This window comes from Maridesulfovibrio spiralis (SeqCode), assembly GCF_048571135.1.
Taxonomy (GTDB): Bacteria; Desulfobacterota; Desulfovibrionia; order Desulfovibrionales; family Desulfovibrionaceae; genus Maridesulfovibrio; species Maridesulfovibrio spiralis.
This window is the reverse complement of sequence record NZ_CP182344.1, coordinates 3,967,991-3,992,313: the sequence shown is the minus strand read 5'-3', so window position 1 is coordinate 3,992,313 and position 24,323 is coordinate 3,967,991. Positions and strand designations below refer to the sequence as shown.

General features: G+C 46.0%; 20 protein-coding genes and 1 tRNA gene. 13 read left to right on the top strand and 8 right to left on the bottom strand.

What is annotated here, in order from left to right; all coding sequences use genetic code 11:
* Positions 1-14 precede the first annotated feature (14 nt).
* From ACNI29_RS17920 to ACNI29_RS17910, 3 genes are all read right to left on the bottom strand, one after another.
* The gene (locus tag ACNI29_RS17920) at positions 15-995 is read right to left on the bottom strand and encodes a tyrosine-type recombinase/integrase (protein ID WP_419782120.1); all 981 of its coding nucleotides are present in this window, start codon (positions 993-995) and stop codon (positions 15-17) included.
* Positions 996-1,003: 8 nt separating this feature from the next.
* Positions 1,004-1,234: an integrase arm-type DNA-binding domain-containing protein gene (locus tag ACNI29_RS17915; protein ID WP_419779729.1), complete on the bottom strand. Its 231-nt coding sequence runs from the start codon at positions 1,232-1,234 to the stop codon at positions 1,004-1,006.
* Between the two features lie 189 nt (positions 1,235-1,423).
* A tRNA-Arg gene (locus ACNI29_RS17910) sits at positions 1,424-1,500 on the bottom strand.
* 439 nt (positions 1,501-1,939) lie between these two features.
* On the opposite strand from ACNI29_RS17910, the gene ACNI29_RS17905 reads away from it, so the two are divergent.
* From ACNI29_RS17905 to ACNI29_RS17895, 3 genes are all read left to right on the top strand, one after another.
* On the top strand, positions 1,940-3,505 hold the full coding sequence (locus ACNI29_RS17905; RefSeq protein WP_419779728.1) for a methyl-accepting chemotaxis protein: 1,566 nt from the start codon (positions 1,940-1,942) through the stop codon (positions 3,503-3,505).
* Positions 3,506-3,661: 156 nt separating this feature from the next.
* Positions 3,662-4,120 carry an Sbal_3080 family lipoprotein gene (locus tag ACNI29_RS17900; RefSeq protein ID WP_419779727.1) on the top strand — a complete coding sequence of 153 codons (459 nt, stop codon included), beginning with the start codon at positions 3,662-3,664 and terminating at the stop codon, positions 4,118-4,120.
* A 123-nt stretch (positions 4,121-4,243) separates the two neighbouring features.
* Positions 4,244-4,648 carry a hypothetical protein gene (locus ACNI29_RS17895; RefSeq protein ID WP_419779726.1) on the top strand — a complete coding sequence of 135 codons (405 nt, stop codon included), beginning with the start codon at positions 4,244-4,246 and terminating at the stop codon, positions 4,646-4,648.
* Here the strand turns inward: ACNI29_RS17895 and ACNI29_RS17890 are convergent, their stop codons facing one another.
* The 3 genes from ACNI29_RS17890 to ACNI29_RS17880 all read right to left on the bottom strand — a co-directional run bounded on the left by ACNI29_RS17890 (position 4,649) and on the right by ACNI29_RS17880 (position 6,807).
* Positions 4,649-5,461 carry a helix-turn-helix domain-containing protein gene (locus ACNI29_RS17890; RefSeq protein WP_419779725.1) on the bottom strand — a complete coding sequence of 271 codons (813 nt, stop codon included), beginning with the start codon at positions 5,459-5,461 and terminating at the stop codon, positions 4,649-4,651. It abuts the gene before it with no gap.
* A complete protein-coding gene (locus ACNI29_RS17885) occupies positions 5,445-6,032 on the bottom strand; it encodes a LysE family transporter (protein WP_419779724.1) in 588 nt (195 codons plus the stop codon). Before ACNI29_RS17885 ends, ACNI29_RS17890 begins: the two co-directional genes overlap by 17 nt.
* Positions 6,033-6,126: 94 nt before the next feature.
* On the bottom strand, positions 6,127-6,807 hold the full coding sequence (locus ACNI29_RS17880; protein WP_419779723.1) for a Crp/Fnr family transcriptional regulator: 681 nt from the start codon (positions 6,805-6,807) through the stop codon (positions 6,127-6,129).
* 124 nt (positions 6,808-6,931) lie between these two features.
* Here ACNI29_RS17880 and ACNI29_RS17875 point away from each other — a divergent pair, with 124 nt between their 5' ends.
* The 8 genes from ACNI29_RS17875 (at position 6,932) to ACNI29_RS17840 (ending at position 19,080) form a co-directional block, all read left to right on the top strand.
* The gene (locus ACNI29_RS17875) at positions 6,932-7,918 is read left to right on the top strand and encodes an arsenic resistance protein (protein ID WP_419779722.1); all 987 of its coding nucleotides are present in this window, start codon (positions 6,932-6,934) and stop codon (positions 7,916-7,918) included.
* A 181-nt stretch (positions 7,919-8,099) separates the two neighbouring features.
* A complete protein-coding gene (locus ACNI29_RS17870; protein WP_419779721.1) occupies positions 8,100-8,414 on the top strand; it encodes a tetratricopeptide repeat protein in 315 nt (104 codons plus the stop codon).
* Between the two features lie 298 nt (positions 8,415-8,712).
* Positions 8,713-10,020, top strand: coding sequence for a trigger factor (gene tig / locus ACNI29_RS17865; RefSeq protein ID WP_419779720.1), 1,308 nt, complete (start codon positions 8,713-8,715; stop codon positions 10,018-10,020).
* A 262-nt stretch (positions 10,021-10,282) separates the two neighbouring features.
* Complete coding sequence (clpP, locus tag ACNI29_RS17860) at positions 10,283-10,891, top strand: ATP-dependent Clp endopeptidase proteolytic subunit ClpP (protein WP_419779719.1); 609 nt, start codon at positions 10,283-10,285, stop codon at positions 10,889-10,891.
* 6 nt (positions 10,892-10,897) lie between these two features.
* The gene (clpX, locus tag ACNI29_RS17855; protein WP_419779717.1) at positions 10,898-12,151 is read left to right on the top strand and encodes an ATP-dependent Clp protease ATP-binding subunit ClpX; all 1,254 of its coding nucleotides are present in this window, start codon (positions 10,898-10,900) and stop codon (positions 12,149-12,151) included.
* Between the two features lie 186 nt (positions 12,152-12,337).
* Positions 12,338-15,013, top strand: a complete 2,676-nt coding sequence (locus tag ACNI29_RS17850) for an ABC transporter substrate binding protein (protein WP_419779716.1) — start codon at positions 12,338-12,340, stop codon at positions 15,011-15,013.
* 364 nt (positions 15,014-15,377) lie between these two features.
* A complete protein-coding gene (gene lon, locus ACNI29_RS17845; protein WP_419779715.1) occupies positions 15,378-17,831 on the top strand; it encodes an endopeptidase La in 2,454 nt (817 codons plus the stop codon).
* A 175-nt stretch (positions 17,832-18,006) separates the two neighbouring features.
* Entirely contained in the window at positions 18,007-19,080 is a 1,074-nt protein-coding gene (locus ACNI29_RS17840) for a serine hydrolase domain-containing protein (RefSeq protein ID WP_419779714.1), read from the top strand.
* Here ACNI29_RS17840 and ACNI29_RS17835 read toward each other — a convergent pair.
* Positions 19,070-19,348, bottom strand: coding sequence for a hypothetical protein (locus tag ACNI29_RS17835; RefSeq protein ID WP_419779713.1), 279 nt, complete (start codon positions 19,346-19,348; stop codon positions 19,070-19,072). The two genes, ACNI29_RS17840 and ACNI29_RS17835, sit on opposite strands and share 11 nt — an antisense overlap.
* A 720-nt stretch (positions 19,349-20,068) precedes the next feature.
* On the opposite strand from ACNI29_RS17835, the gene ACNI29_RS17830 reads away from it, so the two are divergent.
* Positions 20,069-21,622 (top strand): alkaline phosphatase, encoded by a 1,554-nt coding sequence (locus tag ACNI29_RS17830; protein WP_419779712.1) that lies wholly within the window; start codon positions 20,069-20,071, stop codon positions 21,620-21,622.
* A 72-nt stretch (positions 21,623-21,694) separates the two neighbouring features.
* Positions 21,695-22,840 carry a YibE/F family protein gene (locus tag ACNI29_RS17825; protein WP_419779711.1) on the top strand — a complete coding sequence of 382 codons (1,146 nt, stop codon included), beginning with the start codon at positions 21,695-21,697 and terminating at the stop codon, positions 22,838-22,840.
* A gap of 129 nt (positions 22,841-22,969) precedes the next feature.
* Here ACNI29_RS17825 and ACNI29_RS17820 read toward each other — a convergent pair whose 3' ends face one another.
* Entirely contained in the window at positions 22,970-24,286 is a 1,317-nt protein-coding gene (locus ACNI29_RS17820; protein WP_419779710.1) for a M23 family metallopeptidase, read from the bottom strand.
* Positions 24,287-24,323: the final 37 nt, after the last annotated feature.

Sequence of the window (24,323 nt, the reverse complement as noted above, 5' to 3'; positions counted from 1 at the left end):
GTCAATAGGCCGTGTTAAGCTCTTTTCTTGAACGGGATTACGCTGCCACCATCCCGAAGACTATCCAGATAATCTGCAAAGCTCTGCATCATCCGGGTACGCTGTTCGATGTACTGCGCATGGTCATAGGCTGCGCGGACTTGGTTTGTCTGAACATGGGCAAGCTGACGTTCAACCATATCGTGCGGCCAGCCAGTTTCGTAGAGCAGGGTAGTGCATGTTCCACGGAAACCGTGGTAGCATAATTGCTCTTTGGTATAGCCCAGTCGGCGTAAGGCCATATTCAAAGTGTTTTCAGAGAGCATGTTGGAATTATTCACAACGCTGGGAAAAACATATTTTGAAGGTAAGCCTAATTCTTTTACGTCAGTCAGAATTGATAAGACCTGATTTGAGAGGGGTACAATATGGGGCTTACGCATCTTCATTCGTTTACTGGGAAGACGCCATTCCCGGCGGTCAAAATCAATTTCATCCCACGTCATACCGCGTATCTCAATTGAACGGGTAAAAGTGTATAGACCCACCCGTAATGCTTGTTTAACAATATGATGTCCGGGGTAGTCCTCAATTGCCCGTAAAAGCTTGCCTACTTCTTTTGGGTCGGTAAGAGCAGCACGATGCTTGCGCGTCTTGGTAATGGGAGGAAGAGCGTTTTTAACAATATGGACAGGGTCAGTTTCGGATTTGCCGACAAAAACGGAATAACGGAAAACTTGAGAGCAGAGAGAGGACACACGGCGAGCGGTTTCATGGGTGCCTTTGGATTCTATCCGCTGGAGTAAGGCTAGAATTTCTTTTGGGGTAATTTCGGCAATCGACATTTTCCCGATGTAGGGGAAAACATGGTTTTCAAGACGTCCTTGATTGGTGCGGTGAGTTTTAGGTGTCCACTCTGTACTATTTTTCTTAAGCCAATCATTGGCTACGCTTTCGAAGGAATTGTCTTGCGACTCTTCGCTTTTCTTTACCTTCCGGTCTTCGCCCGGATCAATCCCTTTCGCTAGAAGGCTTTTGCCTGAACATGCAAGTATCTCGCATCGGCTAAAGACAATTCTGGGAACTGCCCATATGTGATGTTGTTTTCTTTCCGGGTGACAGGTCTTCTATACCTGTAAACGAACGTTTTGGTGCCGCTGGGAAGGATCAGCAGGCTAAGTCCGTTACCATCAGAAATGCGGTAGTTCTTATCTTTAGGTTTTGCTGCTTCAATCTTCTTAATCGTTAACGCCATCTATTTGTCCCCTTTGTGGGTAATGTGGGTAAACGTTGGGTAATGGACTCTATATTACCCACATTTTTACCCACACATCAACGTGGACAAAAACGGATTGCGACGAACTGAAAAAGACTAGAAAAACAAAAAAAGCCCCTGAAATTCAGGGGCTTAATAAACAGTATCGGACTGTATAGTTTCATATTCTGGCGGGCAATACAGGATTCGAACCTGTGGCCTTCAGCTCCGGAGGCTGACACTCTATCCAACTGAGCTAATTGCCCGCGCAGAACCTTTTACTATCCATCGCTGTGCTTCCTTGTCAAGCGAATTTTCTTTTTAGTTTCGAATTTTTATCTGTTTAGTGTGCAATTTCCCCAATTTAGGCGATCAAGAGATGGCTGGTCTGAATTATGCGTTTGTGAGAATCGAGAATTGTCTGCTGTTTGTGGGGTTTTATTTGTGCTGTTGAGGATCATAAACGGATCCGCAGTTTTTAACTAGTTGTAATTATTTCTTATAGTATATTTTTTGGGTCAGGTTGTAACAAAAAAATCACAAAGGATTGACTCAAGTGATCGTTTTGAGTAATTTCGAAAATAATCTTTTCGGAATCGATCAAAATTGAACACTTTGGCATAGGATGTGTTTCGAGTTTGGTCTTTTTGTTTGGGGGTGTTGTTTAGTTTACTTTCATTTGAACCTGTCAACTATGAGGGTGCTATGAAGACCAAATTATTTATTGGGGTGTTGGTCAGTGCTGTGCTCGGAGCTTTGCTTGTATTTGTTGTTGCCGAAATGATGGCGGAATCGCAATTCAAAACCATGATTATGTCCGGGATGGTGTTTGCGGCGGTTCTTTTAAGCGGGGGGCTTTTTGTTCAACTTTTTTCTGTCCGGGCAACCAAAGATACGGATGAAATAATTACATATTTACAGGGTGTTGCAGAAGGAAGTTTCAATTTCAACCGACCGGAAAAAAGTAAAAATGAACTCGGGAGAATTTCCGAGCAGCTCTATGTTACCGTCGATGCCTTGAAAAAACGCATTGGCATTGCAGAGGGCGTGCTCAATGCCATTGCTGAGGCGTATCCGTTTATGACTTGTGATGCTGATGCAAGGGTTAACTTTGTCGGTAGCAAGCTTTTTAAAATTTCAGGTAAAACCGGCAAACCGGAAGACTACTACGGACTGACTACCGGTGGTTATGTTTATGGCGACAATTCTAGAAAAACCCGTACTGACCGTGTTGTCAGCGAGGGGATCAGGATTGAGGGCGAGACTTCTTTTGAAGGTGATGGCGGGCTACATGAGTTGCAGTTTTCCGGTGAACCTTTTTACGATCTTGATGATGAATTGTGCGGTGCTTTAACTATTTATTTCGACCTTACTGAAGTCAAACAGCAGCAACGTGAAATTCAGGAAAATGCTGAGCGGGTCTCCAAGGTTGCGGCTGATCTGGTTGATATCACCGGGCAGGTCAATTCCGCTGCAGGGGTTATCGCCTCCCAGATTGAAGAGGCCTCCCGTGGTGCGGTGTTGCAGTCCGAGCGCATTACCGAAACCGCTTCTGCTATGGAAGAAATGAACAGCACAACCCTTGAGGTTGCCCGCAATGCAGTTGACGCTGCCGATAATGCCACCGATGCAGCCGGTAATGCCGGAGAAGGGCAGAGTGAAGTTCGTGAACTGATTGAATCCATAGAGACCATGAACGGCCACGCTAATAATCTGGGCACTTTTATGGACGAACTTGGTCAGCAGACCGATTCCGTGGGCAGTGTTATCAATGTAATTCAGGACATTGCCGACCAGACCAATCTGCTGGCTTTGAATGCGGCTATTGAAGCGGCTCGTGCAGGTGAGGCCGGGCGCGGTTTCGCGGTTGTTGCCGATGAAGTCCGCAAGCTGGCTGAGAAAACCATGGTCGCTACAGACGAGGTCGGTACAGCGATTAAAGCGATTCAAAATGGCGCTCAGCGTTCCATTGAGGGGGTCAGCCTTGCCAGCCAGGCTGTGAAACAGTCCACCGAGATTGCCCATAGTTCAGGGCAGACTCTTGAACGGATTGTTGATATTGTCAATGGTACGTCGGATCAGGTACAGTCCATTGCGACCGCAGCAGAACAACAGTCGGCGACAAGCGAAGAGATCAACCGTGCCGTTGATGATATCAATTCCATTGCTTCACGGACCGCCGAAGGTATGCATGCTGCAAACGAAGCCAGTTCCGAACTTGTTCGGATGAGTGATGAACTTAATGTTCTGATAAAACAACTTTCTTCCTAGTACAGCCATGTACTCCATTGTCCGAGACAGGCCGCATTGCCCAGCAATGCGGCCTGCTCATTTTGGGGGCATTGCTTGACCGGGCCGTTGTGTGCGTATATTCCGGCTGTAATCTTTTATGAGGTGGAAGCATTGCAGATTTACAGATATATATTGATGTTCTTGTGTTTGGGAATTGCCGGGGGCTGCACTTCTTTTGAGGTTGTGAATGAACCGGTCCCTGAGATTTTGCAGGCTGAAAAAGTCTGCCTTGTTGTGCATGATGATACCCGTGAATTTTTTAAAACCACCCTGAAAGAGTGGCTGCGTGAGCAGGGCATAACGCCTGATGTTTATCCGCAGGGAACTCCCGTTGATATTTGTGAATGGACGCTTGAGTACGAGGGGCGTTGGTCATGGGTTGTCGGGCTTTATCTGGCGGACGCTAAAATTACTGCTTATCGCGATGGATCTGAAGCCGGACGGGTCTGGCTGGATGTCGGTAAATGGGACGGTCATAAATGGGAAGACGGTAGGGAGCGCATCTATAAGCTCATGAATATGCTTTCCGGCAAGTCCGAGGGTTATGATTTGCCCGTAAAAAAGAAGGAAAAGGAAAAACAAATTTTTCAATAATTTTGGAAGCGAACCGCCCCCAGCTTATGGGGGCGGCTTTTATGTTTTAAAAACAGTGAGGCTGATGCCGAAATATGTTATTCTCTGGCAAGGTCAAATAATCTCAGTGCAGGGAGAGTGCGTATGACAGTCAGTTGGGGAACACGAATCAGGGTTTTTGTTCTGTTTGTTCTGGGGTCAGCTTTTTTCTTTCCCGGAGCCTTAGTTCTTATCGCCGGATTTATGGAGCCGGATATCACAGCCGATGATACTCTGGCCATGTTTGTAATGGGTGGAGGGGCTAGTTTTATAGGATTGTTAATCTGGGCAGGTATGCGCAAAGTTTACGGTCGCGGCAAGCGTAGAGCTGCATATCTGCGTTCCGAGGAAGATGATGGCATGGCTATGGGAATGGGCATGGCCCACATGCATCATATGGCGGCCATGCACGGTATGGATAACGAAAACACCGATTCATCAGATGCAGGTTCGGACTATGACTCCGGCGACTATTACGATGATGGCGGTGATTTTGATATAGATGATTGATCAGCAGGATTTATTCAGCAGTTTTGCATAGGCATGTGCGGTTAATCCGTACACGCTTTTGAATTGGCGGTTGAAATGGGAAAGGTCGTAAAATCCGCATTCAAGCATCACCGCATACAATTCTTTGCCCTCATCAAGGTATTTTTTTGCCTGCTCGATCCTGCGTCCGAGAAAAAACTGGTATGGCGAGAGTCCTTTTATTGCCTTGAACTGGCGGATGAAGTGGAACTTGGACATCTCAACTTCGGCGCAAATTTCATCCAGTTTCAAGGGAGCCTCAAAATTATCATACATCATCTCGATTGCCCGGCGCACGGCTTTGTAGTTTTTGGGCGTGCGTAGCTCATCATCGGTTTTTGCGCTGCGGTTGATGACGTTCATGATCAGTTCACTGACCAGCAATTCGCCGTGTCCAGCCTCGATGGAGCGGGTCAGTCGCACAATGGTTTCTGCCAGTTTGCGGTCATAAATAATCGGTGAAGAGAATTTCAGCACATCATTTTTGCCGGAAATTTCTTCAACCAGCTGCCGTGGAATGTAGCCCATTACGTATTCAAGTCCGGTTTTGTCGCCGGAGCAGCCGTCATGCAGCTGTTCCGGGCGGAAAAACATAACTCCCCCCGGACCGGAATTGAGCATTTCGCCATCCAGCCAGTATCTCTGAATCCCGTTCAGGGTGACCCCGATTGCGTACTCTTCGTGAGAATGCTTGCGGTATTCGAATTTATCGAATCGCGCAGAAAGTACGGTCAGGTCGTCATGTTTTGTGTAGTTGAATTCACGCATGTTTTCAGGATCAGATGAGGTTTGCAATTCCGGAGACAGACCACGCGCAGTAGACCATGGTCAGTGCAAGGATGATGTTGGCCTGTTTCTGGTATGGGCGCAGGTAGCGGCGGAAGAGGGTCCCCAGAACTACCCACGAAGAGTAGGCGCACATCCCGATGAGTGTAAGTATAGCTACGTACAGGGCAATGTCCAGCGGATCAGTGAAGACCGGGATTACGAAACTGCCGATTACGGTCAGGGTGAAGAGGATGACCTTCGGGTTAACGAACTGCATGGTGAATCCGGTCATGAAACCACCGCTGCTGTCCGCATTTCCGCCATCATCCATGTGCAGGATTTTCCATGCCAGATAGAGAATGTATGCGGTTCCGATGATTTGCATCACAGTCTGAATTTTGGGCATTATTTCAAACAGGTAGCTGTTCAGGGCTGCTGAAAGACTAAGCATTATGCCGAAAGCGAGTGTCGCGCCGGCGACAAATTCAAGAGCTTTTTTATGTCCTCGGTTCTGGGCTGTGGAAAAGATAACTATATTAGAAGGGCCAGGGGTAAAGGTTACTATTATGCTGTAGGCCAGAAATGCAGCTAAGTTCATTGTTTGCTCCTTGCTTTTTGTTCTGATCAGAAAAATGGCATGGAGCGGCAATTTTAGAATAGTACAAAATTGCTCAATGGGCAGGGAAATGGATTCAGCGCAGGCATCCTCCATCGCTGCAACTTTTTAAGGCTTTAAAATCATTGATTCTGATTTCATTTCCAGTGACTTCAATCAGGCCTGCGGAACTCATTTTTTTCATTGTCCGGGATAGGGCTTCGGGAGTGATGCCGATTATCTTGGAAAGCTCCCGGTAAGAGATGTCCATCTCCACCAGTCCTCCTTTTTCCCGGCTCAGGAAATAGGCGGCAAGCCGGGACGGAACCTGCTTCAGCGCAAGCGAGTCGATCATTCCCATGGCGTCTTTCAACCGACGGGACATAACCCGCATCATATTCATTAATATAGTTGGATCGGCGTGGACCAGCTCTTCGTATTCTTTGGGTTTGATGTAGAGCACCCGGCTGTCTTCCAACGCACTCATGTTTGCCGGGAGCACTCCATCTGAGAAAACAGAGCAGAGGCAGAAAGGCTCTCCGGGACCGAAGACGAAGATAGTCTGTTCCTTACCGTCGTCAGAAATTTTGAAAAGCTTAACTTTCCCTGAGAGCAGGACGTGCAGTCCTTTAGAGGAATTGTCTTCGCTGAAAAAGACTGCTTTTTTGCGGATTTCGCTAATGCTGGCGTGTTCTGCAATTGTACGCAGTTGTTCGTCTTTTAATTTTGAAAAGATAGGAATCTCACTGATTTCCTGTTCCAGTCGGTGTGTAGTCATAATTAAAGTCGTAAATAAAGAGTGATGTTGATCAGGATCAATGTCCGTTGTCCGCATTTTGATTAGTTATTAACCCATGAGCATAGGGCAGGCAATAATTGAATTAAAAGCATTGGAGTAAGATATGTGGACAGCATTACAGAAAATTACGAAGAATCTTATCATCGCCATTCCGGTAATGATGGCCGCCGGATTTGTTTACGGTTTGTATTTTGATCCCGCATGGCTCAAATCCATGATCGTGCCGTTTACATTCTTAATGGTCTACCCGATGATGGTTACCTTGAAGGTCAAAAAGGTTTTTGAGGGTGGTGACGGTAAAGCCCAGTTTTTAACCCAGTTGATAAATTTCGCCATTGTACCTTTCGTTGCCTATGGTTTCGGTTTGTTCTTTTTCAGTGATAAGCCGTACATGGCGCTGGGGTTGCTTCTTGCCGGGCTTGTGCCTACCAGCGGAATGACAATTTCATGGACTGGATTTGCCAAGGGAAATATGTCAGCGGCCGTAAAGATGACAGTTGTAGGGCTGATAGCCGGGTCTTTACTTACACCGTTTTTCGTGAAGATGCTCATGGGGGCATCTATCGAGATTAATCTCTGGGCAGTGTTCAAGCAGATATTTTTTATTGTCTTCCTGCCTATGACCTTGGGTTTTGCCACCCAGCGTGTTCTGGTCGGTAAATACGGTCAGGCTGATTTCCAAAAGTATATTGGACCTAAATTCCCCCCTCTTTCAACTCTCGGTGTGCTTGGGATCGTGTTTGTAGCCCTTGCGCTCAAGGCGCGGACCATTGCTTCGACTCCTGAAGTTCTGTTGAGTATTCTTGTGCCCCTGCTGTTGCTTTATCTCTTCAACTTCACCTTAAGTACTATTGTCGGCAAGAGTTTTCTGCCGCGTGGTGATGCCATCGCCCTTGTGTACGGATCAGTTATGCGTAACCTTTCCATTGCATTGGCCATTGCCATCAATGCTTTCGGGGCGCAGGGGTCAGACGCTGCACTGGTTATCGCGGTGGCTTATATTATTCAGGTGCAGTCTGCTGCCTGGTATGTGCGCTTTACTGATAAGATATTCGGTGAAAGCAAGCCGGTTATTGCTTGTCGCACTTGATAGTTGGCATATTGAATGCCGTGTGTGCATCCGTTAATGAAATTAAACCCCGTCTAACGCAGGCGGGGTTGTTTCGTTGATATTAATTTTCAACTAAAGCTTGACATTGAAATTCATTATCACTATATTCAAATCAGCAGACGGGAAAAGTCTTAATTAAAATAAATTTCAGGAGTTGAATATGTGTAAGTTAGGTAAAGCATGGCAGTTGAGCAGGGAAGGAATGCAGGCTTGCAATAAGGGTGATTTTAATAAAGCGGAAAACAATCTGAAGACAGCAATTGCCATGTCTCAGTGCAAATCCAAAAAAATACACCGCGCAACCCTGCACAACAATCTAGCTGTCGTTCTGCAGATGTCCGGTAAAGCGGAAGAGGCGGTTCATGCATATGAGCTCGCCATAGGTTTTCTGAACCCGGATCATAAGGGACAAGCGGCATTGATTGAGCGAATTGAATCAAAGAGGAAAGAGCTGAAGCAAAACATTGCAGCATAAATTTTTAGAAATACGCATCTCCTCCTTGCTTAGGGCGGGGCTCCGGTTCGGAGTCCCGCCCCTATTTATTAATGAAGGGGCTTTTGCCGAATTTATGGAAGCAAAACAGGGAAATTATCCATTATTTGTGATTCAACTCCGTTTAGGGGGTTGACTTTGTGGGGAAACTGCCTAAATAATCCCAGTTCTTTTGTTGGAATAATGTGAAAGCATTCACTTAGACTGACTCAAGCCAAAGTACACAACTGCTGGAGCGGTTTTTGTTTCCGGCAGATATATTTTCCAGGAGGATGCCAAGATGGATTTTAATATTGAAGAAGTTTCAGCGGTAGAAAGAGAGATTAAAGTTTCCGTACCCGCAGAAGAAGTAGGTGCTGCACTGGATGCAACCGTTGCTCTGTACAAAGTTCAGACCCCGGTTAAAGGTTTCAGAAAGGGTAAAGTTCCCGCTTCTGTTATTCAGTCTAAGTACAAAAAACAGATTATCAGCGAAGCTACCACTGACCTGATCAACTACCAGATCAACGAAATCCTTAACGGCGAGTCCTTCGTACCTGTTTCTAAGATTGACGTTGATGCTAAGGAACTGGTTCGCGATGAAGATTTCAGCTACGTAATCAAGTTCGAAATCGTTCCCGAATTCGATACTCCCGGTTACCTCGGCCTCTCTGTTGAAGAAGAGCGCGCAGAAGTTTCCGACGACGAACTCAAAGACGTTGAAACCAGACTCCTGCAGTCCATGGCTAAGATTGCTCCCATCGAAGAAGACCGCACCGCTAAAGACGGTGAACTTGCTTCCGTAACTTTCTCCGCAGAAATGGACGGCGAGCCTCTCGAAGGTGTTGCAGCTGACAACTTTGACCTGCCCATCGGTGAAGGTCACTCCCTCGAAGAGTTTGAAGAATTCGTTAAGACCTTGAAAGCTGGTGAGTCCGGTGAAACCGACATCACTTTCCCTGATGATTTCATCAACTCCGATCTCGCAGGCAAGACCGCAACCATGAAGGTTACTGTTCACGCTATTAAAGAACGCAAAATGCCCGAACTTACCGACGACGTTGTAAGACAGGCCGGTGGTTTCGAGTCCGTTGAAAAAATGCGTGAAGTTGTTAAGCAGTCCTACACTGCTAACCGCAAGCAGCTCAACAAATCTGCAGCTCAGACCAAACTGATCAGCAGCATTGTTAAAGAACTCGATTTCATGCTGCCTCCTTCCCTCATGGAAGACCGTCTGCAGCGTATGGTTGCTGACGTTATCGGCCGCGCGGAACGTTCCGGTAAGAGCTTCGAATCTCTGGGCAAGTCCATGGAAGAGCTTCTCGAAGAACAGCGTCCTGTTGCAGAAGAATCTGTACGTACTGAAATCTTCCTGCTCACCGTTGCTAAACGTGAAGAACTTGAAGTTCAGCCCCAGGAAGTTGAAGGTGCTCTGTACCAGATCGCACAGCAGACCCAGCAGGACCTCAGCTCCGTTAAGTCCTACTACGAAGAGAACAACCTTCTTGTTCCCCTCAAGGACCGCCTGCTCGCAGACAAAGCTGCTGAGTTCATCTACGAAAATGCAGATGTTACCGAAATTGATCCCGTCAAGAAGGACGAAGAGTAATTCCGGTCACTTAGTTAATATTTACGGCGGCGTGGTTGCTCTGACTGCGCCGCCGTTTTTGCTTTTGCAGGAAATGGGTTGTTAATAATTCTATATGCGGTTAACAGTGTGTATTGTTAAATCCGCCGGATTTGCACTTGTACTCACTCCTTCAAATGTTTAGGATGAATTCTCAAGTGATTATCCGTTCCTTAGCGAACGGGTTTATTTGCATTTTTTTTTAAATTTCATTAATATTACTAAATATTTCCCGGAGATATAGATGTCTGGAACCATACCTATTGTTGTGGAAACTACCGGGCGTACCGAACGCGCTTACGATATTTACTCCCGTCTTCTCAAAGATAGAATCATCCTGCTCAGCGGTGAAGTTAATGATCATGTTGCCAGTGTAATCTGCGCACAGCTCCTTTTCTTGGAGTCTGAAGATCCTGAAAAAGAAATCTACATGTACATTAACTCCCCCGGCGGTGTTGTAACTGCCGGCATGGCAATTTATGATACTATGCAGTATATCTCCGCCCCTGTAGCTACCCTGTGCATGGGCCAGGCTGCCAGCATGGGTGCTTTCCTGCTTAGTGCAGGCGAAAAAGGGCAGCGTTACTCATTGCCTCACAGCCGTATCCTTATCCATCAGCCTCTTGGCGGTGCGCAGGGACAGGCTACTGACATTGATATTCAAGCCCGTGAAATTTTAAGACTTAGAAGATCTCTCAACTCTATTATGGCCGAAAATACCGGCAAGACTGTGGAAGAGATTGAGAAAGATACTGATCGCGATAACTTCATGTCCGCTGATGAAGCTGTTGAATACGGCCTCATTGATAAGGTTCTGGAGAATCGTGGAAATATTGAATCCAAGGAAGGTTAATTCCTGATGAGTAATGAAAACAATGGTTCAGGACAGGACCTTCATTGCTCCTTCTGTTCCAAATCCCAGGATGAGGTTCAGCGTCTGATCGCCGGCCCTGATGTTTACATCTGCGACGAGTGCGTCCAGCTTTGTAACGACATCATGGCTCAGGAAGCGGTTGGTGAGGAGTTTGATGCAGGTAAGCTCCTGTCCCCACAGGAAATCAAAGAGCTGCTTGATGAATATGTTATCGGTCAGGAGCATCCCAAGAAGATTCTGGCTGTAGCTGTACACAATCACTATAAGCGTGTTTTCTACACCCAATCCAGCGGAGCAGATGATGTTGAAATCGATAAGAGCAACATCCTGCTGATCGGTCCCACCGGGTCCGGTAAAACCCTGCTGGCTCAGACGTTGGCAAGAGTGCTGAAAGTGCCTTTCGCCATTGCTGACGCCACCACCTTGACTGAAGCCGGTTATGTTGGTGAGGACGTTGAAAATATCCTCGTACAGCTGTTGCAGAATGCTGATTACGACATTGATGCCGCATCCCGTGGAATCATCTACATTGATGAGATCGACAAGATTTCCCGCAAGGGTGACAGTCCTTCCATCACCCGTGATGTTTCCGGTGAAGGTGTGCAGCAGGCTTTGCTCAAGATTATTGAAGGTACTGAGGCCAATATTCCTCCCAAAGGCGGACGTAAGCATCCGCAGCAGGAATTCATCAGACTCGATACCTCCAATATCCTGTTTATTCTTGGTGGTGCTTTTATCGGTCTGGATACCATTGTGCAGCAGCGCATGTCCGGTTCCGGTATCGGTTTTGGTGCCAAAGTTGAGGCAAAGACCGATAAGGGTATCAGCGAAATGTTTGCAAAGGCGGAACCTGCGGATTTGGTCAAATTCGGACTTATTCCTGAATTTGTCGGCCGTATCCCGGTGCAGACCGCTCTTTCCGAGCTTACAGAAGAAGATCTGGTTCGCATCCTTCAGGAGCCTAAGAACGCACTGGTTAAACAATACAAAAAGATGTTCGATCTTGACGGTGTGCGTTTGACCTTTACCGCAAATGCTATGAAAGCTATCGCAGCCAAGGCTGTTGAGCGCAAAACAGGTGCTCGAGGTCTGCGTAACGTTCTTGAATCCATTATGCTCGACATCATGTACAAACTTCCCTCCATGAGTGGAGTCAAAGAGTGTGTGATTAACAAGAGCGTGGTCATGAGCGGGACTGAACCTATCCTGTTTTTTCACAATGAAGTGAAAAGCGCTTAGTTTAAATACGTATTGAAGTTTAAAACCTCCGGTCCTTTTTTGGGCTCGGAGGTTTTTTTATTTGGACGGCATAAGAGTCTATATGCAAATGCTCAGTTGCTTTTTTGATTTAAGGGATTGGCAATAATAGATTAATGAAGTAATAGTTTTAAAAAATAAAATTAGCAGCTTAAATATGGCTTATTTATGAAGAAAACTTTTATAGTTACACTTGTTTTACTCTGTTCGCTGGTTTCCTTGGGCTTTGGTGCGGCTGCTGCTGATCATCGAGCGTTACTCATTAGCTCATATCATCCGGGGTTTCCTACTTTTTTTGATCAAATAGACGGTATTAAGTCTGTTTTTGATCCTGCCGGAGTGCATCTTGATGTTGAGTTTATGGATTCCAAGCGATTTCTGACTGAACAGAATCTTGCGGTATTCAAAGAGTCCTTGAAGCTGAAGCTGTCCGGTTTAGCCAAGTATGATGTGATTATTACTTCTGATGATAACGCGTTGGATTTTATGTTGAAGAACCGGGATGAATTGTTCTCAGATATCCCGGTTGTTTTTTGTGGGGTGAATAATCAGGAAAAAGCACGTTCTCTTGAAGGAAAAGAAGGTTACACTGGAGTAACGGAAGCAGTTTCAATGCAGGAAACAATTTCCAGCATTAGAGGTCTCTTCCCTAAAGCTGTGCGCGTATACGCCATTGTGGATTCTACTCCGACCGGGCAGGGTGATCTGGATCGATTCTTTCAGTATACCAAAGACTTTCCTCAGTTGGAATTCAAACAGCTTTCACTAGAGGACATGAGCTGGGGCGAATTGCAGGAATCTCTTAAAGGGCTGCCGGATAGAAGTTCAGTTTTGCTGATTGCTGCCTATAGAGACAAAGAGGGCGTTTCCAAATCTTTTGACGAAGGTCTGGAGTTGATTCTTCAAAGTTGCGATAATCCTGTTTTTCATCTTTATGAGCATGGAATGGGCGATGGAATCATCGGTGGCAAGCTTATTTTCCATTTCGAGCAGGGAGCTGTCGCGGCTAAGATGGTAATGGAGATTTTAAACGGTAAATTGTCTCAGGATATTCCTGTCATGGATGCTACTGCGGCAAATAGATTTATTTTTGACCGTAATGTTTTGTTGAAGTTCAAGGTTCGCGATGCTTCTTTGCCTGCAGGCAGTCAGATTATAAACGAATCCTCTTCAGTATGGCGCGGACACAAAATAGAAATAGTTACCGGGGGCATAGCTATTACTGCACTTTTGGTTTTTCTAATTACCTTGTTATTTGCATATTTCAAACTGCGACGAACAGAGGAATTGGTCCGGGAGAGTGAAGAAAGATTTTCTTTGGCCATGGCAGCTAACAAAGATGGAATTTGGGACTGGAATATTACTACTAACGAGGTTTATTACAGCCCGGGTTATAAGGCCATGCTCGGCTATAAAGAAACCGAACTGCCATATCATGTAGATTCATGGACAGACCTGATACATAAGGATGATCAAGAGCATGCCTACAGCAAGAATAAGGAATGTATAGAAAATAAGATTAAGAATTTCGAAGTTGAGTTCCGTATGCAGGCAAAGGACGGCTCGTGGAAGTGGATTCTGGGTCGTGGGGATGCTGTAGAACGTGATGAGAACGGTCAGGCCTTAAGAATGATCGGTACTCATACTGACATTACTGAGCTAAAAAGCTCCCTTGAAGAAAATCGTTATCTGCGTGACCAGCTGAAAACTATTGTCGACTCAATGCCGTTCGTTGTGGTTGGGCTGGATGAATTCGGATTGGTTACCCGCCTGAACAAGGCTGCTTCCGAGATCGCAGGGATTAGGGGCGATCAGGCTATCGGAAGACATGTTGAAGACGTTTTTCCCCGCCTGCTGCCTTATATGGATCGGGTCAGCAAGGTTTTACGCAGCCGTAAAGTGTGGAAAAATCCACGTATCGCACGGGAAGAGAATGGCGATATCGTTTATGATGACATTAGGATTTACCCCATTCTTACCGGAGAGCATCAGGGTGTAGTTATCCAGATTGAAGATGTTACTGAACGCGTCAGGCTTGAGGATCTGTTGGTCCAGAATGAAAAGATGCTTTCTGTCGGTGGCTTGGCGGCCGGAATGGCGCATGAAATTAACAACCCGCTTGGAGCTATCGCGCAGGGTGCACAGAATGTGAGACGACGTATTCTTGGCGATTTGAAGGGGAATGTTGAGGCTGCTGATAAACGTAACCTGAGGCTGGAAGACCTGCATGGCTATCTTGAAGACAGGGAAGTTCCGAGGATTCTGGATGGGATCGCGACCGCAGTGGGCCGAGCCGGAACCATTGTCAGCAATATGCTCAGTTTCAGCCGTAAAAATGAGGATAATTTTCAAGAATATGATCTGGCTCTATTGCTGGACAAAACAGTCGATCTTGCTCGCAATGAATATGATTATTCCACCAAGTATGATTTCAAGAAGATTGAGATTAATCGTGAATATTCTGCTGATCTGCCGAAGGTCTTCTGCGAAGGAAGCGAGATTCAACAAGTCTTTCTGAATTTGTTGAAAAACGGCTCGCACACCATGAAATCCAAAGTCTACGAAGACGGAGGTCCGAAGTTCTGTCTTCGTGTATACGGGGATTCTGAGTATGTGGCTGTTGAAATCGAAGACAATGGTAATGGCGTGGATAAAGCGATCCGTAAACGTATTTTCGAACCTTTTTATACAACAAAGAAAGTAGGCGAGGGGACCGGACTCGGATTGGCTATCTCGTATTTCATTATTACTGATCTGCATAAAGGCCGCATGGAAGTGTATTCGTCAGAAGGGGAGTGGACGAAATTTATAATTTTCCTGCCTACTGACCGAACTGCTAAATGATTTCTTCCTCTTTTGCGTTGTTTGTGATTCAGGCTAATCAAATTTCGGTTTGTGCCGATCATACTCAGGGCTTCTGCTTTGTTTTGAAATTTATATTCCCTTCGCCAGACACTCAATTTCATGTATAATGCAATTAATAAGCGTTTGTGGTTTGACAAAATTGAAGCAGGCATTATTTTCATATTTCTATAGGGTTATCAGTTTTTGTGCTGTTGACTTATGTTTTTAAAATCAATCGTCGTGTTAATCATTTAACTGACATTTTAAAATAACTTTACCTGATTTGGTTTCCAGCCTGTGAACGGACGGAGTGTTTGTTCTCGTTTGGTTAAAAGACGTTTCCGGGTTAAAAGCAGGAGGATAAATGTCGTCCACAGTATTTGAAGGTGGCAATACATCTGCTGAACAGAATATTCTGCCAATGATGTCCCTGCGGGAAGTCGTAATGTTTCCCCGTTCCATTGTACCGCTTTTTGTCGGTAGGGAGTCTTCGATCAAAGCCATTGAAGAAGCAATCTCTGATTACGACAAAAAGATTTTTCTGGTAACTCAGGAATTCCCTGAAAAAGAAAAACCCGAGCCGGAAGACCTTTTCCGGGTAGTTACTGTCAGCAAGATTCTGCAGATGCTTAGGCTTCCTGACGGTACCATCAAAGTCCTTTTCGAGGGAATGTACCGCGCCAGCTGGAATCCTGAATCTGAAGATGTTGTTTTCGGGGAAAATTTTCCTTTGGTTAATGTTGAAAGAGTAGATGATCTCCCTGCCGAGGAACATACCACTGAGGCTCTTGTCCGTTCTGTTCACGAAGCCCTTGAAAAATTCGGTAAAGTGAACAAGAAGATTGCCTCTGAGACAGTACTTGCTATTTCCACTATCCGTGAGGCCGGTAAGCTGGCTGATTCCATTATGCCCCACCTTAAGGTGGAGTTCCTCAAGAAGCAGACAATTCTCGAGATGGTTGATCCTATCCAGAGACTTGAAGCTGTTTACGAGCTGTTACTTGGTGAAATTGAAATCGTGTCCATTGAAAAGCGGGTTAAAAACCGTGTTAAAGGACAGATGGAAAAGAACCAGCGCGAGTATTACCTCAATGAGCAGCTTAAAGCGATAAACAAGGAAATGGGCCGCGAAGATGATCCTCAGGCAGAAGCCCATGAACTTGAAGAACAGCTCAATGAAAAGAACATGGAAGACGAGTCCCGGGAACGGGTGCGCAAAGAAATAAAAAAATTGCGCCAGATGGCTCCCTCCTCTGCTGAATATACCGTTGTCCGCAATTACGTGGACTGGGTTATGGAGCTTCCTTGGAATAAATACAAAAAAAACAAGCTTGATATCGCTGAAGCCCGCAAGATTCTGGATGAAGACCATTACGGTCTTGAAAAGCCCAAGGAACGTATCCTTGAATACATGGCTGTGCAGGCTCTGGTGGAAACTATCAAAGGTCCCATCCTTTGTTTTGCAGGCCCTCCCGGTGTAGGTAAAACTTCTATCGCCCGTTCCATAGCCCGTGCTATGGGCCGTGAATTTGTGCGCCTGTCTCTTGGTGGAGTGCGTGATGAAGCTGAAATCAGAGGTCATCGCCGTACTTATGTAGGTGCGCTGCCGGGTAAGATTATCCAATCCATGAGGCGTTGCGAATATAGCAACCCTGTTATCTGTCTTGATGAAGTGGATAAGATGAGTACTGATTTTCGAGGTGATCCTTCGGCGGCTCTTCTTGAGGTGCTTGATCCTGAACAGAACGGTACTTTCAACGATCATTATCTTGATCTTGATTACGATCTGTCGAAAGTCTTTTTTATTACCACTGCGAACGATCTGCATTCTATTCCGCTGCCCCTGCAGGATAGAATGGAGATTATCAAGCTGCCTGGTTACCTCGAAACCGAGAAAATGCATATCGCCAAGGATTTCCTTCTGCCCAAGCAGGTTAAAGAACATGGCTTGAACGATGAGAATCTTGCGGTTTCCGATAACGCCATGATCGACATTATTCGTACCTATACCCGAGAGGCCGGGGTGCGTAACCTTGAACGTGAACTGGCCAAAGTCTGTAGAAAGACCGCCATGCAGATTGTTGAATCCGGAGATAAGGGTAAGCATGTCCATGTTACAACGGCCAATCTGAATAAGGTTCTCGGCGTTCATAAATTCCGTTTCGGAGCCAGTGAAGAAAAGTCACTGGTCGGCGTTTCAACCGGTCTGGCCTACACTCAGGTTGGCGGTGAAATGCTCATGGTTGAAGTTGTGCTTATGCCTGGTAGAGGCAAGGTAGTCATTACCGGTAAGCTGGGTGAAGTTATGCAGGAATCCGCTCAGGCGGCTCTGTCGTATATCCGTTCCCGTTCCGACTTGTTCGGTCTTAAACCGGATTTTCATGAAAAGATTGATATACATGTGCACGTGCCTGAGGGCGCAACTCCCAAGGACGGACCTTCCGCCGGGATCACCCTCTGCACCGCCATTGCATCCGCGTTTCTGAATGTCCCGGTTCGGCACGATCTGGCTATGACCGGTGAGATTACCCTGCGTGGACGCGTACTGCCCATCGGCGGTCTACGCGAAAAACTGCTGGCTGCGCACCGTGGACTTTCCAAGACTGTTCTTATTCCTATTGATAACAAGAAGGACCTCAAGGATGTGCCGGACGCCATCCTGAAGGATCTTGAAGTTATCCCGGTGGAGAGCATGGACGAGGTGTTGAGCAGTGCTTTGGTTAACCTTTCCGCGGAAGAGTTGTTCCGTGGACGTGATAGTGCTACTCCTCTGGCTCTGAACCTGATCAAGGAAGAATATCAGGAACAGCCCCACTAGGACCTGCCTGAAATATTGTACTCCAAGGATGCCCTTCTACAGGGCATCCTTTTTTTTTGCCGCTGTGCCAGTGCGTTATTCCAACAGGATAGTGTTTATGTTAAGGATAAGTATGGTAAATGGTTATCGGTTATATGCAAGACATGGAAGGAAATTTCGTGCACTTCTGTGCACGGTGTTTTGTTTGCTGACAATTGTTTATTGCCCTGCTGCTTCCGCCAACAGTGAACTGAAAGTACTTTTCCGTGAGGCTGTAAAGAAATTCAACATACCCGGTGCAGTGATGATGGTCGAAGATCCGCACGGTAAACTTAAGACTTACAGAACCGGGGTACGTAAAATAGGTAGCCGCAAGCCCATGAGCAGCAAACTCAAGTTTCGCATTGGCAGTATCACCAAGACTTTTGTCTCTTCTTTGGTCTTGATGCTGGTGCAGGAGGGGAAAGTTAGCCTTGATACGGAAGCGCACAAGATTCTGCCGGATTTGGTCCCTGAAGAGAGCCGCGTAACCGTTCGTAATCTTTTGCATATGCGCAGTTGCTTGAACAATTTTACAGTAGAAGAAAATTTCCTGCGATTGTTCAGGGAGCAGCCTTCTTTGATTTGGACACCGGAATGCCTGCTGAGTTTTGAAACCAAGGAAGAATGCAGTCCCGGTTTCGATTTTGAATACAACAACGCAAACTATGTTCTGCTCGGTTTGATCATAGAGAAATTGACCGGAGATACTTTTGAAAATCAGGTCTCAAAGCGGATTCTTGTGCCCTTGGGATTAAATTCTACTACTTTCCCTGTTAAAAGCTCTGACATTTCTAAGCCGTATGCTACCGGGCATGACTACAATCCTGAGACCGGGGTGATCAGTGATCTGAGTCTTCGGATCAATCCGTCATGGGCATGGTGTTCCGGCAATGGTGTTTCAACCGCAACAGACATGATGGTCTGGCTGAAGGCTTTTCTGGGCGGTTACGGTATAAGTGAAAAGTTGTTGTATGAGCAATTGGACTTCCGGCCGGTCACTTATGATGGAATTGATTATGGTCTGGGCGTGATGAACAAATATACTGCCATTGGTCATAATGGAAATTTTGCGGGTATATATACTGCGCTGGCTTTCAGATACAGAGGGTATTACTTCGTTATTCTGACCAATGGACAGGCTGACGGAGGAGGAACAAAGGCCACTGCTGAATCTGTTTTCTGGTATATTGTCAGCAAGTCAGAATTGTTTGCGAAATCTAAAAGGTAAAGCTGAATCCAAGACCGACTCCCATGGTGCTGGGGGTTGCATCGGGGCCGTCATGTGCTGACTCATGATGTTTATCAAGTCCGAAAATCAGTTCTGTCTTCAGTGTCTCTGTGAGATTCAATCCGTTTACAATTTCACTTAGCGAAAAATCGTTTGTTATCCTTGTCTGTGCCGGTTTAGGATCTTCCGCGTACCCAAAATCCGCCGCAAAGCAATTAGTCAGTCCAAAGAACATTAGGGCTGTAGTCATAATTATTGATTTCAACATTTTCCACCTTCTGTTTATTCTCTTTAATTGTCTCCTGCCGTTGTATGGAATTATACAATATCCGGACCATTCAATTGTCTTACCAATAATTCAGGCGGATGGAGTTGTGCCTGTATTCATCATATCTGCTATAGGGGAAAAATAATCGATTATTAGGTTTGTTAAGAATCATTAAGGCGGAAAATTTTGACTGTTATGAGTCTGGTTATAGTTATTTGTTCTCGGCTTCGTTTAAGTTCAAAGTCGAAAACAATAACGCTTTATTTTGACTAGAATCGTTCAAAATCGAATTTATGGCGGTTTTTTTGATTGAAACCAAATAAAATTGATTTTTTTTAAAATTAGCTATTTTCGAAATTTGGAACGGAATTTCAAATTGTTACAATTGTGTTACGATTTATTCTTATTATTTTTACACAAAACCCCCATTGACAATGATTCCAATAGTTCTAATGTGGCTTAAATTTTTTGCAAATAGCAAAAATATTGTGTTGTTGCTGTGGGTTTTAGAAGGTCCCTTTGTTTGGGACGGAGGATCACATTTGATGCGGGCTGATCCGCCTGAGCTTCGCAATTACCTATATGCAATGTTGCATTGTGAACTTTCATGTTTGTTCGGATGGAGGAATACCGTTCATTTCATGAAGGTGAGCATTACAGCTTTCATGTTCGGGGGCTTCCCGGCATGTGGCATAACTTAAAACGGTAAGGAATGTGAAAATGTTAAAAAGGATTGTACGTCCGTTGGTTCTGGCCGTCTGTCTGGCAATGATTGCGGCTACCGCTTTCGCTGCTGCACCTAAGTATGTGTTTTACTTCATCGGTGATGGTCTTGGGCCCACCCAGCGTATGGCTGCCGAGCTGTACAATAAGCTGGAAAAGAATGATGCAGATGCTAAGCTGGTTATGAACACCTTTCCCCAGTCTGCACTGGTTACCACCTATTCCGACAACACCCTGATCACCGATTCCGCAGCAGGCGGAACCGCTCTGGCATGTGGTTACAAAACCACCAACGGCTACCTCGGCAAGCTTCCCGACGGAACTGATATCAAATCCATCGCTGAAGCTGCAAAAGAAAACGGTTACGCAGTAGGTATTGTTACCTCTACCCGTTTGACCCATGCGACTCCGGCCGCTTTCTCCGCCCATAACCCCGACCGTAACGCTTCCAACGAAATCGCTGTGGACCAGACTGATTCCGGTTTCGATTTCTTTGCAGGCGGCGGTTACCGTCACTTCGTTGCCAAAGACAACGCAGAAGGCCTGAAATCCAAACGTAAAGACGACAAAGACGTTGTTAAAATGTTTGCAGATCAGGGCTACAAGACTTTCGTAGGCGATTCCAAGCGTGATGCTTTCCGTGCTTACAAGCCCAAGAAAGGCGACAAAATCTTTGCAGCACTGACTTACAGCCATCTTCCTTATGAAGTTGAACGTCGTAACAGCAAGCTCAAAGAAAACAAGCTTCCTGCTCTTTACGAACTGACCGAAAAAGCAGTTGAAACTCTTTCCGTACAGGATAAGCCTTTCTTCCTGATGGTTGAAGGCGGACGTATTGACCATGCAGCTCATGCCCATGACCCTAAATCCACAATTCTGGATACTATCGCCATGGACGACGCTGTTGCAATTGCCTACGAATTCTACAAAAAACATCCTGAAGAAACCCTGATCGTGACTGCTGCCGACCATGAAACAGGTGGTGTTGCTCTGGGTATCTCTATGGACTCCAAAGGTTACTTCCTGAACCTTAAAGAACTTGAAAAAGTACAGGTTTCAGCAGAAGACAACCTTGATAGGTTCTACAACAAGCTGGCTAAGAAAGAGTCCAATCTTGAAAAACGCCACGCTGCTTTCATCGAATATGTTGAAAAGAACTGGGGCCTGACCGACCGTACTCCCTCCGAGGACAAAATCCTCGCAGACGCAATGGCTGTTCAGGACAAAAACCAGAGCCTGCCTAAGGATGAAAAAACCAGATACGGTTACTCCTACACTCCGACCATGTGTGCGGTTACCGACCTGATCTCCCAGAGAGCACGTATGTTTTGGTCTTCCTTTGTTCATACCGGTACTTTCATTCCTGCTACTTCCATCGGTGTAGGTGCTGAAAGATTTGTCGGTTTCATCGACAATACCGATATCCCCAACCGTATGGCTGAAGTTATGGAAGTAAAACTCTCTGACATCAAGCATACCGATTCCAAGGCACTGCTGGGTAAAACCACCGGTCCTCAGAAAAAATACGCCAAGATTCCTTACAACAAATAATTGTTTAGGAATAACAGGTTCTTTAAAGGTCCCCGTTAATACGGGGGCCTTTTTCTATATTATGAGGTAGCCATGAAAAGGTTCGCATCACCTGTTTTTTTTGTTTTGATGATCGTGGGGATTGTCGGCATTCTGCAATATGAAAATTCCGGGCCTGATTTGAAAACCGGGATGCTTGAAGTGCGGGCGACAGTCACATCAGTGGATAATGAAGCTCTTGTCGAGATGGGCACTGCACGCATAGGCGGGCAGTATGTAAATGCAATCCTTCAGGAAGGGGAGGCTAAAGGCCAGACTGTCACCGGAGTAAACCAGCTGACCGGACAACCGGAAATGGACGATCTTTTCCACCCCGGAGACACCATTCTCATGGCTGTGCGTGTGGTTGACGGAAAGGCTGTTGAGGCGCGGGCTGTGAACCAATACCGGCAAGGCTGGGAGCTGGGTCTCTTCGGGCTGTTTGTTATCATCCTGTTGATTTATGCCCGCTCCATCGGCCTTAAAGCGTTGTTCAGCTTTATCACCAGTTTTTATATTATCTGGAAATTTTTTATCCCCGGTCTGTTGGACGGCGGCAATCCAATCCTGCTGACCGTAATTACCCTTACATTGTTGACTGTGGTGATAATAACCTGCGTGGCCGGGTTTTCAAGAGTGACAGTGGTTGCGACATTGGGGACTCTCAGTGGGTTGTTGCTGGCTCTGGCCTTGACCTTGTTTTTCGGGGAAAAGCTCAAGCTGGCAGGCATGACCGCGCCATTTGCAACGCTGCTCATCTTTTCCGGTCACTATACTCTTGATCTGCTGGATATTTTTTATGCTTCAGTAATTCTGGGTGCATCCGGGGCTGCCATGGATATCGCAATGGATGTTGCGGCTTCCATGAATGAAGTTCTGGATAAAAAACCTGATATTACCCGCAATGAGTTGATCAAATCCGGATTCAACGTGGGCCGTATGGTTACCGGAACAATGACTACAACCTTGTTATTGGCTTATTCCGGTGGATATCTGACCATGTTAATGGTCTTTGTTACCAAAGGGACCTCGTTTACCCGCATGCTCAACTTTAAATTGGTGGCTGCTGAGATTTTCCGAACTCTGGTGGGAAGCGTAGGGCTGGTTATGGTTGCGCCTATTACTGCAATTCTGGCTGGATTTATTCTGTGTGGTTTTAACGCCTCCGGCGTGTCAGAAGATTCTTCTTCAGGTGAGTAATAAAATCATTGAAAAAGTTGTTTTTGAATTCATTCCATACAGAAAATGAATGAGAATTGAAAAGCCCTCAATATGGTGTGCATACCATATTGAGGGCTTTATTTATTGCATATTCTGCCAGCGCTGTTCTTATTGCAGCTTGCTGGTAATATTGTTTTTGATCCAGCGGCTATCCCACCATTCAACTGGGTTAACCGGAATTCCGGCGCAGATGACACCGTAGTGCAGATGGTCACCACCGGCCATGCCTGTAGCTCCGGTTTTACCGACAATTTGCCCTTTGGCAACCATGTCACCCGGCTCCACATCAATCTGGCTCAGGTGAGAATAGAGAGTCTGCAGACCAAGGCCGTGGTCGATTATTACCGCGTTTCCGTAAATGCCGAAATCAGATGCAGCTAGCACAACCCGTCCGTTGTTTGCAGCGGGAATCGGTGCGTTGCGGATGCTGGCAAGGTCGATGCCCAGATGGGTCTGCTTGTCGATGACTTTTCCGGAATAGTAGTAGCTTCGCTTGTCACCGAACCCGGCACGGGTGGCGGCGTTGGGCAGTCTTTTGAACTTGCCTTCAAATAGCATTGTCGGGGAAGTTTCAAGTGCCACCCGGTGAAGTTCAGCACGGTTCTTTTTGCGTAGTTCACGGTTGACTTTCAGGAACAACTCAACCTGACTGGGCAGTCCGGGATAATCGCCTTCGAACTGGGGCATTTTGGTATTCAGGAAACGGTCGGAAATATTAATCCGGTCATGGCGGTATGTCTTGCCGTTTGCATGATACCAGAATGAAGACTTGCGGATGTTTCCGGCTTCGTCCTCTGCGATGAGGATGGGGTTAAAATCTTTTTTCTCGGTGTAGTAGGGCATGGCGAAGAGACAAGCGTATGTTCCGTCCGGCTGTTTGTGACCGGGGAAGAAATCTTCATTTACCTGTACTCCGGTTTTGGCCGGATCTTCATTTGATTTATACAGAAGAAGTCCGCAACCGCCCTGATTCATGTTGTGGGTTGTCGTTAAAATATTCAATTTCGGCGCGATGGTATCAAGAGTATAGTTGCCGCGCATAATTACTGCGTTACCGCTACCGAATCCTGCAAGGGAGGTATCTACGGCCCAGACAGCCAGTTCAAACGGTCCTTCCTTGATCTGTTTTTTCTTGATCAGAATGTCTTCATTATAATCAAAGCTGCCTTTAGGCAGAGTCTTTTCAGTCAGTGTTAATTTTTTTTCGCCCTGCGTAAGAACTATTTTAACTGCTTTAATTCCGGACTGAACATCACTGATATTAACATTGATGGGAGTCTTGTAGGTGATAAAACCCTTGCCGGGAGTGAGTGCGGCCTGTGGTGCTGTGGTATCTTTATAGAGTAAGTAGGCCCCGGTTCCTAACACCGCGACGAGAATGAGTAGCAGGAAAATCTGTCCGATACGACTTTTCTTTTTAGCCATTATAAATCCTTAATTTTTCGTGTGAAACAGTAGGTCT

Coding starts and splice junctions, on each gene's coding strand:
- ACNI29_RS17915 (WP_419779729.1), bottom strand. CDS start 1,234: ATGGCGTTAACGATTAAGAAGATTGAAGCAGCAAAACCTAAAGATAAG.
- ACNI29_RS17905 (WP_419779728.1), top strand. CDS start 1,940: ATGAAGACCAAATTATTTATTGGGGTGTTGGTCAGTGCTGTGCTCGGA.
- ACNI29_RS17900 (WP_419779727.1), top strand. CDS start 3,662: ATGTTCTTGTGTTTGGGAATTGCCGGGGGCTGCACTTCTTTTGAGGTT.
- ACNI29_RS17895 (WP_419779726.1), top strand. CDS start 4,244: ATGACAGTCAGTTGGGGAACACGAATCAGGGTTTTTGTTCTGTTTGTT.
- ACNI29_RS17885 (WP_419779724.1), bottom strand. CDS start 6,032: ATGAACTTAGCTGCATTTCTGGCCTACAGCATAATAGTAACCTTTACC.
- ACNI29_RS17880 (WP_419779723.1), bottom strand. CDS start 6,807: ATGACTACACACCGACTGGAACAGGAAATCAGTGAGATTCCTATCTTT.
- ACNI29_RS17875 (WP_419779722.1), top strand. CDS start 6,932: ATGTGGACAGCATTACAGAAAATTACGAAGAATCTTATCATCGCCATT.
- ACNI29_RS17870 (WP_419779721.1), top strand. CDS start 8,100: ATGTGTAAGTTAGGTAAAGCATGGCAGTTGAGCAGGGAAGGAATGCAG.
- tig (WP_419779720.1), top strand. CDS start 8,713: ATGGATTTTAATATTGAAGAAGTTTCAGCGGTAGAAAGAGAGATTAAA.
- clpP (WP_419779719.1), top strand. CDS start 10,283: ATGTCTGGAACCATACCTATTGTTGTGGAAACTACCGGGCGTACCGAA.
- clpX (WP_419779717.1), top strand. CDS start 10,898: ATGAGTAATGAAAACAATGGTTCAGGACAGGACCTTCATTGCTCCTTC.
- ACNI29_RS17850 (WP_419779716.1), top strand. CDS start 12,338: ATGAAGAAAACTTTTATAGTTACACTTGTTTTACTCTGTTCGCTGGTT.
- lon (WP_419779715.1), top strand. CDS start 15,378: ATGTCGTCCACAGTATTTGAAGGTGGCAATACATCTGCTGAACAGAAT.
- ACNI29_RS17835 (WP_419779713.1), bottom strand. CDS start 19,348: ATGTTGAAATCAATAATTATGACTACAGCCCTAATGTTCTTTGGACTG.
- ACNI29_RS17830 (WP_419779712.1), top strand. CDS start 20,069: ATGTTAAAAAGGATTGTACGTCCGTTGGTTCTGGCCGTCTGTCTGGCA.
- ACNI29_RS17825 (WP_419779711.1), top strand. CDS start 21,695: ATGAAAAGGTTCGCATCACCTGTTTTTTTTGTTTTGATGATCGTGGGG.
- ACNI29_RS17820 (WP_419779710.1), bottom strand. CDS start 24,286: ATGGCTAAAAAGAAAAGTCGTATCGGACAGATTTTCCTGCTACTCATT.